Origin of the sequence: Streptomyces sp. NPDC006655 (assembly GCF_040703965.1) — a bacterium.
Classification (GTDB): Bacteria; Actinomycetota; Actinomycetes; order Streptomycetales; family Streptomycetaceae; genus Streptomyces.
The window spans coordinates 1-13,862 of sequence record NZ_JBEYJU010000077.1; the positions used below are offsets into that span (position 1 = coordinate 1).

Annotated in this window: 13 protein-coding genes and 1 pseudogene; 7 read left to right on the top strand and 7 right to left on the bottom strand. The window is 73.5% G+C overall.

From position 1 onward, the window contains the following. Positions 1-2,184: pseudogene (locus AB0958_RS32830) on the top strand (hypothetical protein); the annotation flags it as partial. A 174-nt stretch (positions 2,185-2,358) separates the two neighbouring features. Here AB0958_RS32830 and AB0958_RS32835 read toward each other — a convergent pair. After that, a complete protein-coding gene (locus tag AB0958_RS32835) occupies positions 2,359-3,054 on the bottom strand; it encodes a pentapeptide repeat-containing protein (RefSeq protein ID WP_366894117.1) in 696 nt (231 codons plus the stop codon). A 179-nt stretch (positions 3,055-3,233) separates the two neighbouring features. Here AB0958_RS32835 and AB0958_RS32840 point away from each other — a divergent pair, with 179 nt between their 5' ends. The 6 genes from AB0958_RS32840 (at position 3,234) to AB0958_RS32865 (ending at position 9,106) form a co-directional block, all read left to right on the top strand. Next, positions 3,234-4,739, top strand: coding sequence for an MFS transporter (locus tag AB0958_RS32840; RefSeq protein WP_366894118.1), 1,506 nt, complete (start codon positions 3,234-3,236; stop codon positions 4,737-4,739). Positions 4,740-4,796: 57 nt separating this feature from the next. Further along, complete coding sequence (locus tag AB0958_RS32845; RefSeq protein ID WP_366894119.1) at positions 4,797-5,453, top strand: rhomboid-like protein; 657 nt, start codon at positions 4,797-4,799, stop codon at positions 5,451-5,453. A gap of 9 nt (positions 5,454-5,462) precedes the next feature. Beyond that, a complete protein-coding gene (locus AB0958_RS32850) occupies positions 5,463-6,881 on the top strand; it encodes an FAD-dependent oxidoreductase (protein WP_366894120.1) in 1,419 nt (472 codons plus the stop codon). A 344-nt stretch (positions 6,882-7,225) separates the two neighbouring features. After that, positions 7,226-7,915, top strand: coding sequence for a HemK2/MTQ2 family protein methyltransferase (locus AB0958_RS32855; RefSeq protein WP_366894121.1), 690 nt, complete (start codon positions 7,226-7,228; stop codon positions 7,913-7,915). Then, positions 7,899-8,111 carry a CDGSH iron-sulfur domain-containing protein gene (locus AB0958_RS32860; RefSeq protein ID WP_358974444.1) on the top strand — a complete coding sequence of 71 codons (213 nt, stop codon included), beginning with the start codon at positions 7,899-7,901 and terminating at the stop codon, positions 8,109-8,111. The genes AB0958_RS32855 and AB0958_RS32860 overlap by 17 nt, the downstream gene beginning before the upstream one ends. Next, positions 8,108-9,106, top strand: coding sequence for an iron-containing redox enzyme family protein (locus tag AB0958_RS32865; RefSeq protein ID WP_366894122.1), 999 nt, complete (start codon positions 8,108-8,110; stop codon positions 9,104-9,106). The genes AB0958_RS32860 and AB0958_RS32865 overlap by 4 nt, the downstream gene beginning before the upstream one ends. On the opposite strand, the gene AB0958_RS32870 is transcribed toward AB0958_RS32865, so the two are convergent. The 6 genes from AB0958_RS32870 to AB0958_RS32895 all read right to left on the bottom strand — a co-directional run bounded on the left by AB0958_RS32870 (position 9,093) and on the right by AB0958_RS32895 (position 13,816). Continuing rightward, positions 9,093-9,746, bottom strand: a complete 654-nt coding sequence (locus AB0958_RS32870; protein WP_366894123.1) for an AAA family ATPase — start codon at positions 9,744-9,746, stop codon at positions 9,093-9,095. The two genes, AB0958_RS32865 and AB0958_RS32870, sit on opposite strands and share 14 nt — an antisense overlap. Further along, complete coding sequence (locus AB0958_RS32875; protein WP_366894124.1) at positions 9,743-10,492, bottom strand: HAD-IB family hydrolase; 750 nt, start codon at positions 10,490-10,492, stop codon at positions 9,743-9,745. The genes AB0958_RS32870 and AB0958_RS32875 overlap by 4 nt, the downstream gene beginning before the upstream one ends. Before the next feature lie 76 nt (positions 10,493-10,568). Beyond that, positions 10,569-10,835, bottom strand: coding sequence for an acyl carrier protein (locus AB0958_RS32880; RefSeq protein WP_366894125.1), 267 nt, complete (start codon positions 10,833-10,835; stop codon positions 10,569-10,571). A gap of 122 nt (positions 10,836-10,957) precedes the next feature. Continuing rightward, a complete protein-coding gene (locus tag AB0958_RS32885; protein WP_366894126.1) occupies positions 10,958-11,965 on the bottom strand; it encodes a beta-ketoacyl-ACP synthase III in 1,008 nt (335 codons plus the stop codon). Between the two features lie 83 nt (positions 11,966-12,048). Then, positions 12,049-12,741, bottom strand: a complete 693-nt coding sequence (locus AB0958_RS32890) for an AAA family ATPase (RefSeq protein WP_366894127.1) — start codon at positions 12,739-12,741, stop codon at positions 12,049-12,051. A 31-nt stretch (positions 12,742-12,772) separates the two neighbouring features. Then, positions 12,773-13,816 carry an AvrD family protein gene (locus AB0958_RS32895; RefSeq protein WP_366894128.1) on the bottom strand — a complete coding sequence of 348 codons (1,044 nt, stop codon included), beginning with the start codon at positions 13,814-13,816 and terminating at the stop codon, positions 12,773-12,775. Positions 13,817-13,862: the final 46 nt, after the last annotated feature.

Below are 13,862 nucleotides of genomic sequence, written 5' to 3' on the forward strand. Positions count from 1 at the left end.
GCGCGGGCGGCGGAGGGCCCCCGCACGGCCGAGGGGCCGCGGGCAACGGAGGGCTCGCACACGGCCCAGGGCCCGCGCACGGCCGAGGGCCCGCGGGCAGCCGAAGAACCGCGCACGGCCCAGGGCCCCCGCACGGCCGAGGGGCCGCGGGCAACGGAGGGCTCGCACACGGCCCAGGGCCCGCGCACGGCCGAGGCCCCGCGGGTAGCGGAGGATTCGCACACGGCCCAGGGCCCGCGCACGGCCGAGGCCCCGCGGGCAGCCGAAGAACCGCGCACGGCCCAGGGCCCGCGCACGGCCGAGCAGCCGCGGGCGGCCGAAAGCTCGCGGGCCGGCGCCGAACGCGAGGCTCGGGAAAGGACGCGCGGCACGGCTCCGGCCGAGTCCGCCAGGCCGGCGACCGAGTCGACCAAGGACGCGGCCGAGTCCGTCAAGCCGGCGGCCGAGTCGGCCAAGGCCCCGGCCGGGGCCGTGAAGGCCGCCGCCGACGCGATGTCCAGGTCCGCCGGCCGCCCCGCGGCCAAGTCCGCCGCCGGCTCCTCCACCTCCGCCGCACCGCGCAGCGGCCCCTCCTTCGCCCGTGCCCTCCCCCTCGGCTTCGGCATGATCGAGGACCTGCCGAACTTCGTACCGCTCCTGGCCCGGCTGCGCACCCGCCTCGCGGAGAGCGGCCGGCAGGACCTCGCCGACGACCTGCTGCCCCGGCGGCAACTGGCCGACCGCAACGACAACGTGCAACGGCTGCTGCGCGTCCTGGACCGCGACGGCAGCACCGGCCTGCTCTCCGGCGCCATGGACGGCGGCGTCACCGTCGAGCTGTTCGACGGCCGGAGAACCCCGTACTGGGCGGTGTTCAGGATCAACCGCCTCGGCGACGGCGTTGACGACGGCCCGGCGGCCGACGGCCGGGACATGGAGTACATCACCGCGGCCGTCGCCCAACAGGCCACCTCCCACGACGACGGCGTGACGACCGGCGTGGAGGGGATCTTCGCCGGCTCCGGCAAACCGGACGGCGGCGCCGGGCAGCTGAAGAGCACGGGCGGCGCGGCGGGGCTCGGCGCGGGCTGGGGCGGCTCCCGGCGCTCCGGCACGGCCGGCCGCGGGCAGCTCGGCATGAAGACGGTCGCGGAGGCGAAGACCGCGACGTCGTCGAGGATGCGGCTGCCGATCGAGGCGACCCTCGAACTGCACCGTGGCGACCGCCGGCTCGCCCTGGTCTCGCTGGGCCGCCAGGCACTGACCCACCGCGTCCTGGACCAGGACCTCGCCGCCCTCGGCCGGCTGACCGCACCGCGCCACCAACCCCCGGCACCGGCACCGGCACCAGCACCAGCACCAGCACCAGCACCAGCACCGGGTCCCCGGGACGACCACCGGGCCGCGCTCGGCACCTGGCGCTCGGGCGGCGTACGACTGCCGATGGAGGCACAGGTCAACGGCTTCCAGGGAGCCCCACAGGTACGGGAGCTGGTCAACGCCGCGGTCCGGGAGGCGGGCGGCGGCGACCGCTTCCGCACCAAGGGGCAGGCCGCCGCCTACGCCCTGAACGAGGCCGTCTCCACCGAGTGGCTGATCGCGGCGCTGCCCCTGCTGACCTCCGCCGGGGCCGAACTTCCCCCGGTGCACGCCACCGGAGCGGCGGGCCAGGACCTGCGGACGTCACTGCACGCGCGGCTGCGGGACGGACGGGTGCTGGGCGTCGGCGACAAGATGACCTTCGAGACGGTGGGGCAGAGCCATCTGGACGCACCCCGGCCCACCCAGACCGACGGCCTGAGCTCCGCCGACCACGGCAGGTCGGCGCGCGGTCTGGCGGGCGCGGGGCTGCTCAACGCCGACGAGTTCCGCCTCAACCAGCTGATGGGCAACGCCGGTGGCGCGGGCGGCGCGGCCGGCCTGGCGGCGAACTCGGCCGGCTCGATGCCGCTGCACAAGCCCAAGTCCAGTGCCGTACTGGTGCAGTTCACGCTGGACGTGCGGGTGATGGCGCAGGTGACCGACCGCGTCCGCTCCGGCCGTACCGGCACGGCCGTACGGGAACTGACCCTGCCCCGGCCGGTGGTGATCCGGATGCCGGAACCGGTGGTCCGCCGCATGCTCGCCGCGCAGCCGGACCGGCTCCAGGACCCGGACGACCGGCTCGGCCTGAGGAGAACGGCGGCACCCCCGCCCGAGGCCTGAGCCGCCGCCGAGCCCCCCGTGCCGCCGCCCCGCCCCGAGCCGGGCCCCCCGTGCCGCCACCCCGAGCCCCCGACCCGAGCCCCGTGCCACCGCCCCGAACCCCCGAGCCGCCACCCCGAGCCCGCGACCCGAGCCCCCTGTGCCGCCGCCCCGAGCCCCGAGGCGGCCGGTGGCTCATCCCTCCACGCGGATCCCCAGCTGTACCGCCAGCACCGGTGCCAGGTCCAGCAGTTGGGACATGCTGATCACCGCCCCGGCCAGCCGCTCCACCCCGCTCGCGACCTCCAGCGACGCGGCACCGCGCAGATCGACGTCCTTCATCGTCACGCCCCGGAAGTCCGCCCCCTTCACGGCGCAGTCGACGAACTCCACCCGCTCCAGGACGGCGTCGCCGAAGTCCGGCTCCACCAGGACGCAGCTCTCGAAGACGACGTCCCTGAGCCTGGCCGTGCGCAGGTTCAGGTAGTCGATCTTGCCGCCGCGGACCACCACCCGCTCCAGCACCGAGCCGTGCAGTTGGGTGCCGCCGAGGCGGGCGTCGACCAGCTCCACATCGCGCAGGGTCGCCTCGGCCAGGTTCGTGCCGACGCCTCTTATGCCGGTGAGGACCGTGTCCAGCACCCGGGCGTGGCGCAGCCCCGTCTCGTCGAAGGCGCAGTTCGTCACCGCGCAGTCCATGAAGCGGGCGCCCGCGCCGTCCTGCCCGGCGAAGTCCGTGTCCCGGAACTCCACCCCGTCGTAGTCCCCGTCCGGTTCCAGCCCGCCGTCGGCCCACGGCTCCAGCGGGGGCAGCCGCACCTCCGGCCGCCGCGCACCCTTCACCCTGCCACCACCGACCCCGCCGGACCCGCCGGCCCCAGTCCTCGCCATGCCCCCCATAGTGCAGCCCCCCACTGACAATCCCTGTCACACTCCGGCCGCCCGATCCGTCGTACCGGTGAGGAAGCGCAGTCTTCGGCCGGCACGGCCGGGAAGGTGGTCCTGGAACCATGACCAGGAACAGCACAGCACGGGATGCGGCCCGTCCCGATCCGTGGTCTTCTGACCGAATGAGCAGCGCCCGGACGGGTGGGACGAACACCGGTGCGGAGGGGGCCGACCCGCGCCGCTGGTGGGGGCTGGTCGTCATCGCGCTGGCCCAGCTGATGGTCGTACTCGACGCGACGATCGTGAACATCGCCCTGCCGTCCGCGCAGCACGCCCTCGGCATGTCCGACGGCAACCGGCAGTGGGTGATCACCGCCTACACGCTCGCCTTCGGCGGACTGCTCCTGCTGGGCGGCCGGATCGCCGACCTGGTCGGCCGCAGACGCACCTTCGTCATCGGGCTCGTCGGCTTCGCCGCCGCCTCCGCGTTCGGCGGCGCCGCCCAGACCCCGGGGATGCTGTTCGGCGCCCGCGCCCTCCAGGGCGCCTTCGCCGCCGTCCTCGCGCCCTCCGCGCTCTCCCTGCTCACCACCACGTTCACCGACCCGCGCGAGCGCGGCAAGGCCTTCGGCATCTACGGCGCCCTCGCGGGCAGCGGCTCCGCGATCGGGTTCATCGTCGGCGGCCTGCTCACCGAGTACCTGAACTGGCGCTGGTGCCTGTACGTCAACGTGCCCATCGCGATCCTCGCAGTCGCCGGCGCGCTCGCGCTGCTGCGCGACCGGCCCGGCCACACCGGCGCCCGCCTCGACGTGCCCGGGGCGCTGCTCGGCTGCGGCGGACTCGTCGCGATCGTCTACGGCTTCAGCGAGGCCCAGCCGCGCGGCTGGAGCGACCCGCTGGTGCTCGGCCTGTTCGCGGCCGGTGCCGTCCTGCTCGCCGGGTTCGTGTGGTGGCAGACGCGCGCCCCGAGCCCCCTGCTGCCCCTGCACATCGTCAAGGACCGCAACCGGGCGGGCAGCTTCCTGACGATGGCGCTCGCGACCGTCGCCATGTTCGGCCTGTTCCTCTTCCTGACCTACTACCTCCAGGTCATCCTCGGCTACTCCCCGGTCCGGGCGGGCCTCGGCTTCCTCCCGCTGACCGTGGCGATCATCGTCGGCTCCACCCAGATATCCGCCCGCCTGCTGCACCGGGTGGCCCCGCGCCTGCTCATGGTCCCCGGCCTGCTGCTCGCCGCCTGCGGCCTGCTGCTCCTGACCCGGATCACCGTCCACTCCTCCTACCCCACCGAGATCCTGCCCGCCCTGCTGCTGATGGGCCTCGGCATGGGCCTGACCTTCATGCCGGTGTTCGCCACCGCCACCTCCGGCGTCGCCCCGCAGGACTCCGGGGTCACCTCGGCCACCGTCAACACCTCGCAGCAGGTCGGCGGCTCCATCGGCACCGCCCTGCTCAACACCGTCGCCACCACCAGCACCGCCGGCTACCTCGCCGCCCACCTGCACGACCCCGCCCAGAGGGCGACGGTCGTCCCGGCAGCCGTCGTCCACGGCTACACGGTGGCCATCTGGTGGGCGGTGGGCGTGATGCTGCTGGCCGGCCTGGTCGCGGGCCTGCTGGTGACGGCGAAACCGCCGAAACACGACGCCGAGGCCGAGACACCGATGCCGGAGCCGGTCGGCTGACCCCCCACCGGAATGTCATTCACCCGCGTGACGTCACCGCCGTGCGTGAATCGCCTCATGGGATTTCTCCGGGGCCTCGGCAGCAGGGCGTGGGCGTACGTCCGCAGCGCCCCCGGCACGTACATCTGGCTGGCGATCCTGTTCGTGACGACCGTGGCGCTGCACTACATGTCACCGGCGTTCGAGCAGCAGTTCCTGCGGCAGCGCTCCACCAACCTGCGGGAACTGTCCGACAACCCCGTGCGGGTGCTGATCGCCAGCGCGATGTGGATCGACGGCGGGGACTGGGTGCCGTACGCGCTGCTCTACACCGTCTTCCACGCGCCGGCCGAGCGCTGGCTGGGGACGGTGCGCTGGCTGCTGGTGTGCGTCCTCGCGCACGTGCTGGCGACGCTGATCAGCGAGGGCGCGCTGCTCAAGGGCATCCACGACGGCATCGCCCCGCACTCCGCCGTCAACGCCCTCGACTTCGGCGTGAGTTACGCACTCGCCGGGGTGATCGGGGTACTGACGTACCGGATCGCCGGGCCCTGGCGGTACGCGTACGCCCTGATCGTCCTGCTCGGGTACGGACTGCCCCTGACCGAGTCGCCCACCTTCACCGACCTCGGCCACTTCGTCGCCGCACTGATCGGCCTGGCCTGCTATCCGCTGGTCAGAGGCCGCGGAAAAGCATGGAATCCGAAGGAGACACTGGACGCCCTCAGAGGTTAGCGTCCGGACATGACCAGCTCGGCAGGCAGTTCGGCAGGCAGCGTCGTCAACGGCGGCATCTCCTTCTGGTACGCGGACGACGGCCTCCCCACGGGACGGGAGCCGCTCACCGGCGACGCCTCGGCGGACGTCGTGATCGTCGGCGGCGGCTACACCGGTCTGTGGACCGCGTACTACCTGAAGCGGGCCGCCCCCTTCCTCCGGGTCACCGTCCTGGAGCAGAAGTTCTGCGGCTACGGCGCCTCCGGCCGCAACGGCGGCTGGCTCTACAACGGCATCGCCGGCCGTGACCGGTACGCCGCGCGGCACGGCCGGGAAGCCGCCGTACGCCTCCAGAAGGCCATGAACGAGACGGTCGCCGAGGTCGTCGCGGTCACCCGGGCCGAAGGCATCGACGCCGACCTGCACCAGGGCGGAGTCCTCGAAGTCGCCACCACCCCCGCCCAGCTCGCCCGCCTCAGGGCCTTCCACGAGCACGAGCTGTCCTACGGCGAGACCGACCGCGAGCTGTACGGCGCCGGAGCGACCCGGGAACGGATCCGGGTGGCCGACGCCGTCGGCTCCACCTGGACCCCGCACGGCGCCCGGCTGCACCCGGTGAAACTGGTGAAAGGGCTGGCGGCGGCCGTGGAGGCACTCGGCGTGGTCATCCACGAGTCCACTCCGGTCACCGAGATCCGGCCGAAGCACGCCGTCACCCCCTACGGCACGGTCCGCGCCCCCTACGTGCTGCGCTGCACCGAGGGCTTCACCGCGAACCTCAAGGGGCAGCGGCGCACCTGGCTGCCGATGAACTCCTCGATGATCGCCACCGCGCCGCTCACCGAGGAGCAGTGGGAGACGGTTGGCTGGACCGGCCTGGAGACCCTCGGCGACATGGCCCACGCCTACATGTACGCCCAGCGCACCGCCGACGGACGGATCGCGCTCGGCGGGCGCGGAGTGCCGTACCGCTTCGGCTCCCGGACCGACAACGACGGCCGCACCCAGCAGGCGACCGTCGACGCCCTCCGTGACATCCTCGTCCGCTTCTTCCCCTCCCTGGCCGGTCTCGCGATCGAACATGCCTGGTCAGGGGTGCTCGGAGTGCCGCGCGACTGGTGCGCGACGGTCACCCTGGACCGCTCCACCGGCCTCGGCTGGGCGGGCGGCTACGTCGGCTCCGGCGTCGCCACCACCAACCTCGCCGCCCGCACCCTGCGCGACCTCGTCCAGCTCGACTCCGGGCAGGCCGGCCGCACCGACCTGACCGAACTGCCCTGGGTGAACCACAAGGTCCGCAAGTGGGAACCGGAGCCCTTCCGCTGGCTCGGCGTCCACGGCATGTACGCCACCTACCGGGCCGCCGACCGACGCGAACGCCTCCACCCCAGCACCACCTCGTCCTCCCTGGCCCGCATCGCTGACCGCGTCGCGGGCCGCCACTGACCCACCGCCCCCGCGTCCCTCCGGCACCGGACCCGCACCGCGCTGCGGGAAGTCCGTTACGGCTGCTGCCCAGGGGTACCCGTGTGCCACGGCCGGCCGCCTCCGGCACCCGCACCCCACACAGCGCGGAGCAGATACGTGAAGACCCTCGTCACCAGCAGAACCCACCGGACATCCCCCGTGCCCCCGCAGCCGCAGGCGCTGCCTCCCACGGGCGGCGCACGGCCGCCCCAGCCCACCGGACGACCGCCCGCCGCGTATGCCACGACCATGAACACCGCCCACGCAGCCGCCGCGGCGCCGGACAGAGAACCGTGGGGGCTCCGGGCGACGGGAGTCTCCGGATGACGGTCGACTCCCTCACCTCCGCCCCCCGGTTCCGGTGCTGGGCCCCGCCGGGGGTCTACCGGCCGCAGACCGACACCGGGCTGCTCGGCCGGGCGCTGCACCGGGAGCACATCACCAGCCGTACCGAGGTCCTGGACCTGGGCACGGGCAGCGGCGCCCTCGCCGTGCAGGCCGCCCGGCTCGGCGCCCGGGTCACCGCCGTCGACATCTCCTGGCGGGCGCTGGCCACCACCTGGTGCAACGCCCTGCTGAACGGCCGGACCGTACGGGTACGCCACGGTGACCTGGCGTCCGCGGTGCCCGGCCGCCGCTTCGACCTCGTCGTCACCAACCCGCCCTACGTCCCCGCCCCGCCCGGCGACGGCCCGCCCCGGGGCCCCGCCCGCGCCTGGGACGCCGGCACCGACGGCCGCCTGCTGATCGACCGCATCTGCGCGGCTGCACCGACGGTGCTGCGCCCCACGGGACGGCTGCTCATGGTCCACTCGCACCTCAGCGGCGTCGAGGAGAGCCTCGACCGGCTGCGGGCGGCCGGCCTGCGCGCGGAGATCGTCGACCGCACCCGGCTGCCCTTCGGCCGCGTACTGCACTCCCGCCTCGCCTGGCTGCACGAACGCGGACTGGTCGCCGACGGCACCGGCCGCCCGACGGAGGAACTGGTGGTGATCCGTGCCGAACACACCTGACCGGCCGCGCCGCGTCCGCGTCCAGCGCGACGGCCCGCTCCTGGTGGAAGGGCCGGTCGAAGTGGTGGGCGAGGACGGCGAGGTGTGCGTGTCACGACGCTTCATGGTGGCCGTCTGCACCTGCCGCCGCACCCGCACCCCACCCTGGTGCGACACCAGCCACCGCCGCCGTACGAAACGGGACGAGACCTCATGACCGGTGCCCCCCTGCCCGCGCCCCGCGGCCCGCTCTCGGCCGCGCTCCTCGCCGCCCTGCGCGGCTCACCCGTCCCCGACCCGCCGCCGCCGCTCCCCGCGGACCCCTACGGCGACGACCTCCAGCTCTCCCTCTACGTCCTCTACGAACTCCACTACCTCGGCTTCGACGGGGTCCCCGACGACCGCGAATGGGACCCCCGGCTCCTCGCCCTGCGCGCCGCGCTGGAGGCCCGCTTCCTGCACGCACTGCGCACCGACGTGCCCGTCGAGCTGACCGCGACCGCCGCCCGGGCACTGGACGAGCTCCAGCTCGAACCGGTCGGCGAGGTCGACGGCAGCCTCTCCCACTTCCTGCGCGACCACGGCACCCTCGACCACTTCCGCCAGTACGCGGCCGTGCGCTCGCTCTACCACCTCAAGGAGGCCGACCCGCACGCCTGGGTGATCCCACGGCTGCGCGGACGCGCCAAGGCGGCCATGGTCGCGGTCGAGTTCGACGAGTTCGGCGGGGGCCGCGCCGACGAGATCCACGCCCAGCTGTTCGCCGACCTGATGGCGGACCTGGGCCTGGACACCTCCTACGGCCACTACCTGGACACCGCCCCGGCCGAAGCGCTGGCCACCGTCAACCAGATGTCCCTGTTCGGCCTGCACCGGGCCCTGCGCGGCGCGCTCGTCGGCCACTTCGCCACCGTCGAGGTGACCTCGTCCCCGGCCTCCCGCCGCCTCGCGGAGGCCCTGCGCCGCCTGGACGCCGGCCCGGCGGCCGTCCGCTTCTACACGGAGCACGTCGAGGCGGACGCGGTCCACGAACAGGTCGTACGCCACGAGGTGGTCGCGGGCCTCCTGGCGGACGAACCCCACCTGGAACCCGACGTGGTCTTCGGCATCCGCACCACCGGCCACCTGGAGGACCGCCTGGCGGCCCACCTCCTGAACACCTGGCGGAACGACCGCTCGGGCCGGGAGAAGGACCGGGTCACCACGGTGTGAGCGGCTCGGCGTGGTGCGGATCGGCTGCGGTGACCGTCGCGGCGGGTTCGGACGGCCGGGTGAGGCCGAGCAGCGAGTCGAGTCGCTGCTCAGGGCTGCCGGTGATCGTGCGGACGGTGACGCCGGACGCGTGGAGGGTGTCCAGGAGCAGCCGGTCGGAGAGGGTGCGGAAGTGCTCGCCGATCGGCGGCGGGGCGTCGTGGAGGGGGAACTCCACCGGGAGATGGACGAAGACGTCGTACGAGGCGAGCGCGCGGTGCAGGAACTCACGGCCCAGATGGTCGAGCACCCTGCGGTAGGGGTCGTCGGAGGCGGCCGCCACGAGCTGCGGTCCCTGATCGCGCCGGGGGTACCGGCCGACGGCGAGCCGGACGGTGGCGTAGACCCACTCGTGGAGGAGGGAGCCGTCGGAGAAGAACCCCTCCGGGTGGGCGGCCTCGGCGAGCAGCCGTTCGGCGTGGCGGCGCACGACGAGCTGGACGAGTTCGGGCTCGGTGGCCTCCTCCAGCGGCTTGGGTCGGCTGCCGAGGGGGTCGCGCATGGGGGTGCCGTGTGCGGCGGGCAGCCCGGTGCGGGCGGTGGCGGCGGTGATCAGGGTGGTCTTGCCGGCTCCGTAGGCGCCGACGACGGCGATCCTCACAGCAGTGCTCCTGGCGGGGACGGGTTCGGTTCGGGCAGCGGTACGGCGAGGGGGTCGGGCGCCTTGGGCAACCGGTGCCAGCCGTGGTGGGCGGCGAGGCGCCGCAGGTCCGGGTCGTCGCCGACGATCACGGCGCGGCCGGTCAGGGACAGCAGGGGGGCGTCGGAGACATGGTCGCCGTAGGCGGTGGAGGCGGTCAGGTCGATGCGGTGGGCGGCGGCCAGTTCCCTCACGGCCCCCGCCTTGGCTTCACCGATCATCGGCTGGTGCGGTCGGTCGGCGAGCCGACCGGTGTAGGTGCGGGCGATCGGCGTGATCTCGGGCTCGGTGCACAGCAGATGGTCCGCCGCGCAGTGCTCCAGGAGCGGCAGGAGCACCGCCGGGAAGGAGCCGGAGACCAGGACGACCGGGTGGCCCTCCCGGCGGTGGGCGTGCAGGGCTCGCAGGACGGGCTCGTGGAAGAAGGCGCCCTGGGTCAGCTCGGCCTGGAACCAGTCCTCGGCGTACCGTGCGATCTCGGCGGCCGGGGCGCCGGCCAGCAGCCGGAAGTAGGCGCGGTTGGTCTCCTCCCGGCTGACGCCGGCCGCGGTCATGGCCTTCAGCCGCTGCCGTTCCCGTACGGCGTCGCGCGGGGGTCTGCCCCGGGCCGCGTACCAGTACTCCAGGAAGCGGAAGAGGGCCGTGCCGCGGGTCAGGGTGTTGTCGACGTCGAAGAAGGCCGCGGGGCGGTGCTCGGCGGAGGTCATGGCGGTCCATCCCGGTGGAAGGGCGCGGCCGGCCCGGACGGGGCCGGCCGCGCGGGTGGTCGAGGTGACGGCCGGGTCAGGCGACGGCGCCCTTGGCGGCCAGGAGCTCGGCGGTCCGGGCGGCGGTGCCGGCCTCCTGGAGCTCGTCGTCGGCGACCTCGATGTCATAGCGGCGACTGAGGTCCACGGCGACCTCGACGAGGATGAGCGAGTCGAAGCCGAGGGCTTCGAACTCGGTGTCGACGGTCATGGTCTCGGCGGGCGCCTCGTATTTCTCGACGAGGAGCTTCACGACCGCGTCCGCGAGGGTGGCGGCGGATGCGGACGTCACGGAGCTGCTCATGGAAGGGTGTTCCTCTCCGGTTCGGTGTGGTGCACGGTTCCGGTGCGTTGCGCGCGGAAGGTCCGCGCCGGTGACGTGCGTGCGGGACGCGCGCCCGGTGCGACGGCGGCGTGCGGGCGCCGTCAGGCGGGGGTGATGTCCGGCCAGGTGAGGGCGGCGGATCCCCACGTCAGGCCACCTCCGAAGGCGGTGAGCAACAGGCGCTCACCGGTGCGGAGCTCTCCCGTCGTCGCCGCGTCGGCCAGCGCCAGGGGGATGGAGGCGGCGGAGGTGTTGCCCACCTTGTCGAGGTTGGTGACGGCGCAGCCGGGTTCGAGGCCGATCTGCTCGGCGACGGCCCTGAGGATGCGGAGGTTGGCCTGGTGGCCGACCAGGTGTCCGACCTGGTCGGTGGTCCAGCCGACGCTGCGGAGCAGGGCGAGCGACGATTCCGACATCCGGCGGACCGCCTGGGCGAACACCTTCTTGCCCTGCATGGTGAAGTAGTGGTCGTCCTCGGGTGCGGCCACCCCGCTGGAGCGCTGTCGGGAGCCGCCCGCCGGGATCGTGATGAGGTCCCTGCCGGTGCCGTCGCTGCCCAGGTCGAAGCCGAGCAGCCGGCCCGGCTCGTCGGGGGCGCCACGGCCCAGCACGACGGCACCGGCCCCGTCGCCGAAGATCACGGAGGTGGTGCGGTCGTGGGGACTGAGGATGGTCGAGTACGTCTCGGCCCCGATGACCAGCGCCCGTTCGACCCGGGCCGCCTCGATGGCGTTGGTGGCTGCTTCGAGGGCGTAGACGAAACCGGAGCAGACCGCGGCGATGTCGTAGGCGGCGGCGTGGGCGAGGCCGAGGCGGGCCGCCACGTCGGGTGCGGTGCCCGGGCACGGGTGGTCGGGTGTGGTGGTGGCGACGATGAGCAGGCCGATGTCGGCTCCGTCGTCGAGGCCGGCCGATTTCAGGGCGCGGCGGCCGGCCTCGGTGGCCAGGTCGCCGGTGGACTGGCCGGGGCGGACCCAGCGGCGCTCCTTGATTCCGGTGCGGGTGGTGATCCACTCGTCGGAGGTGTCGAAGAGGGTGGCGAGTTCGGCGTTGGTGACGCGTCTGGGCGGCAGGTGGGTTCCGAGCCCCCGCAGGACGGCGTACGGCATGGAGGTCCCCCGTCTGTCTCGTGTGGGTTGTCGTTGTCTCTTCCTGTGCGGCTCTCTTCGGTGACGGCGGTGGGGTACGGGGTTCAGGCGGCGCGGGTGAGTTCCGAGCTGGTGTCGATGAGCGCGTACTCCGCCTGGGCCCTCTCGATCGCCTCGTCGATGCTCACCACGGGCTGGAAGCCGTAGATGTCGACGATCTTCTGGAGGCGCTCGGGGACGGTGCCGCCCACCGTGTGGTACGGGATGTTGAGTTCCTTGAGGGTCTTGAGCATCAGCTCGTCCGCGAGGGACCGGAAGCGCTCGTTGACCGGGCGGTGCCCGTCGGGGACCAGCGGGAACTCGATGGGCAGGTGGACGAAGGAGTCGTAGGTGGCCTTGGCGTGCTGCTTGGCGGGCACCGCCATCTGGTCCAGGACCTTGGCGTAGAAGCTGATCTCCTCGGTGAGTTCGATCGTCTCCAGGTCGATCGACTCGTTGGGGTTGATGCCGACCAGGACGCGGACGGTGCCGTAGGCCCACTCGTGCAGCGAGGAGCCGTCCGAGACGAAGCCGTCGGGCAGGTGCGACTCGTTGACCGCGCGCTCCTGGTTGCGCCGCATGATCAGCATGATCAGCTCCGGCGGGGTGCACTCCTCCAGCGTCTTGCCGGGGATGGATATGGGCAGCAGTTCCCGCATGGTCTTGGCGGCGGAGCGGGGCAGGCCGGTCAGGTGCGAGACGGCCATCGTGGTCAGCGTCTTGCCGACGGAATAGGTGCCGGCGATGGCGAGCTTCATGTGCTTCTCCCGTGAGTGGTGGAACCTGGGTTCAGGTGGCGGATCGCGGCAGCCGGTGGGCCACCGAGCAGACGACCGTGATGTCGGCGAGGTGCGCGACGATGTCCGCGCGGCGCCAGGTCTCGCCGTGGCGGTTGCCCAGCAGCAGGGCGTCGCGCAGTTCCGCGCGCAGCGGCAGGGGTCCGCCGTCGGCGGCGGTCCGGGGCCGGTGCGGGGTGGTGGTCTCCAGCAGCGTGCTGCGCATCCACAGGGTGTCGGAGGCGGCCCGCTCCACGCGGTCCAGCTCGTACAGCAGGACCTGTCCGACCTGGAGGGCCGTCACGAAGGCGTCCACCAGGTGCACGGACGGCTGGTGTTCGCCCTCCATGCCGCCGAGCGGGCCGTCGGGTCCGTCGGTGAGGCGTACGTCCGCGGTGGCGACGTTGGTGCCGGGCCTGACCTGCATGCTCTCGACGCGGTGGCCGCCGAGCCGGTGGGTGTCCCCGTAGCCGCCGGCTCGGACGACGGGCTCGGCGCCGGGGCGCTCACCCGGACGGACGTCCGGGTGGTCGGCCTCCAGCCGGACGCGCAGGGTGCCCACGGTCGCCTCCACGGCGGTACGGGCGCGGCCGGGCCTCGGTGCGGGCAGCCGCTCGGCGACGCAAGCGGTGACCGGGAACCCGGACAGGTCCTCCTCCACCGGGCGGGATCCGGCCTTGATGCGGACCCGGGCGAGCCAGACGGTGGCCAGCTCCCCCTCGGTCAGGCCCAGGTGGGCGACGAGCAGGGCCTCGGTGAGCTGGGCGACGAGCAGCAGGACGTCGACGGTGGACAGGTGCGGCCGTTGGTCGACGTCGCCCTTGCGTGACCAGTCGCTCGGATAGACGACCTGCGCGGTGGCGCCCAGTCGGGGTCTTTCGGCCCCGGCGGCCCCATCGGCCGCCTCGGGTATGTGAAAGCCGGTCAGACGGTGCCGGGCCCGCCGGTAGCCCTCCCCGAAGAACCGGCGCTCGGGGGCGCCGAGATAGTCGGAGATGTCCGCGAGATACGGCGGCTCGGCGACGGACAGCACGGATGAGTCGGAGCTACCAGACATCGGGTTCCTTCCTCGTACGTGGGCGAGGCGGGTACGGGGCGAGGAC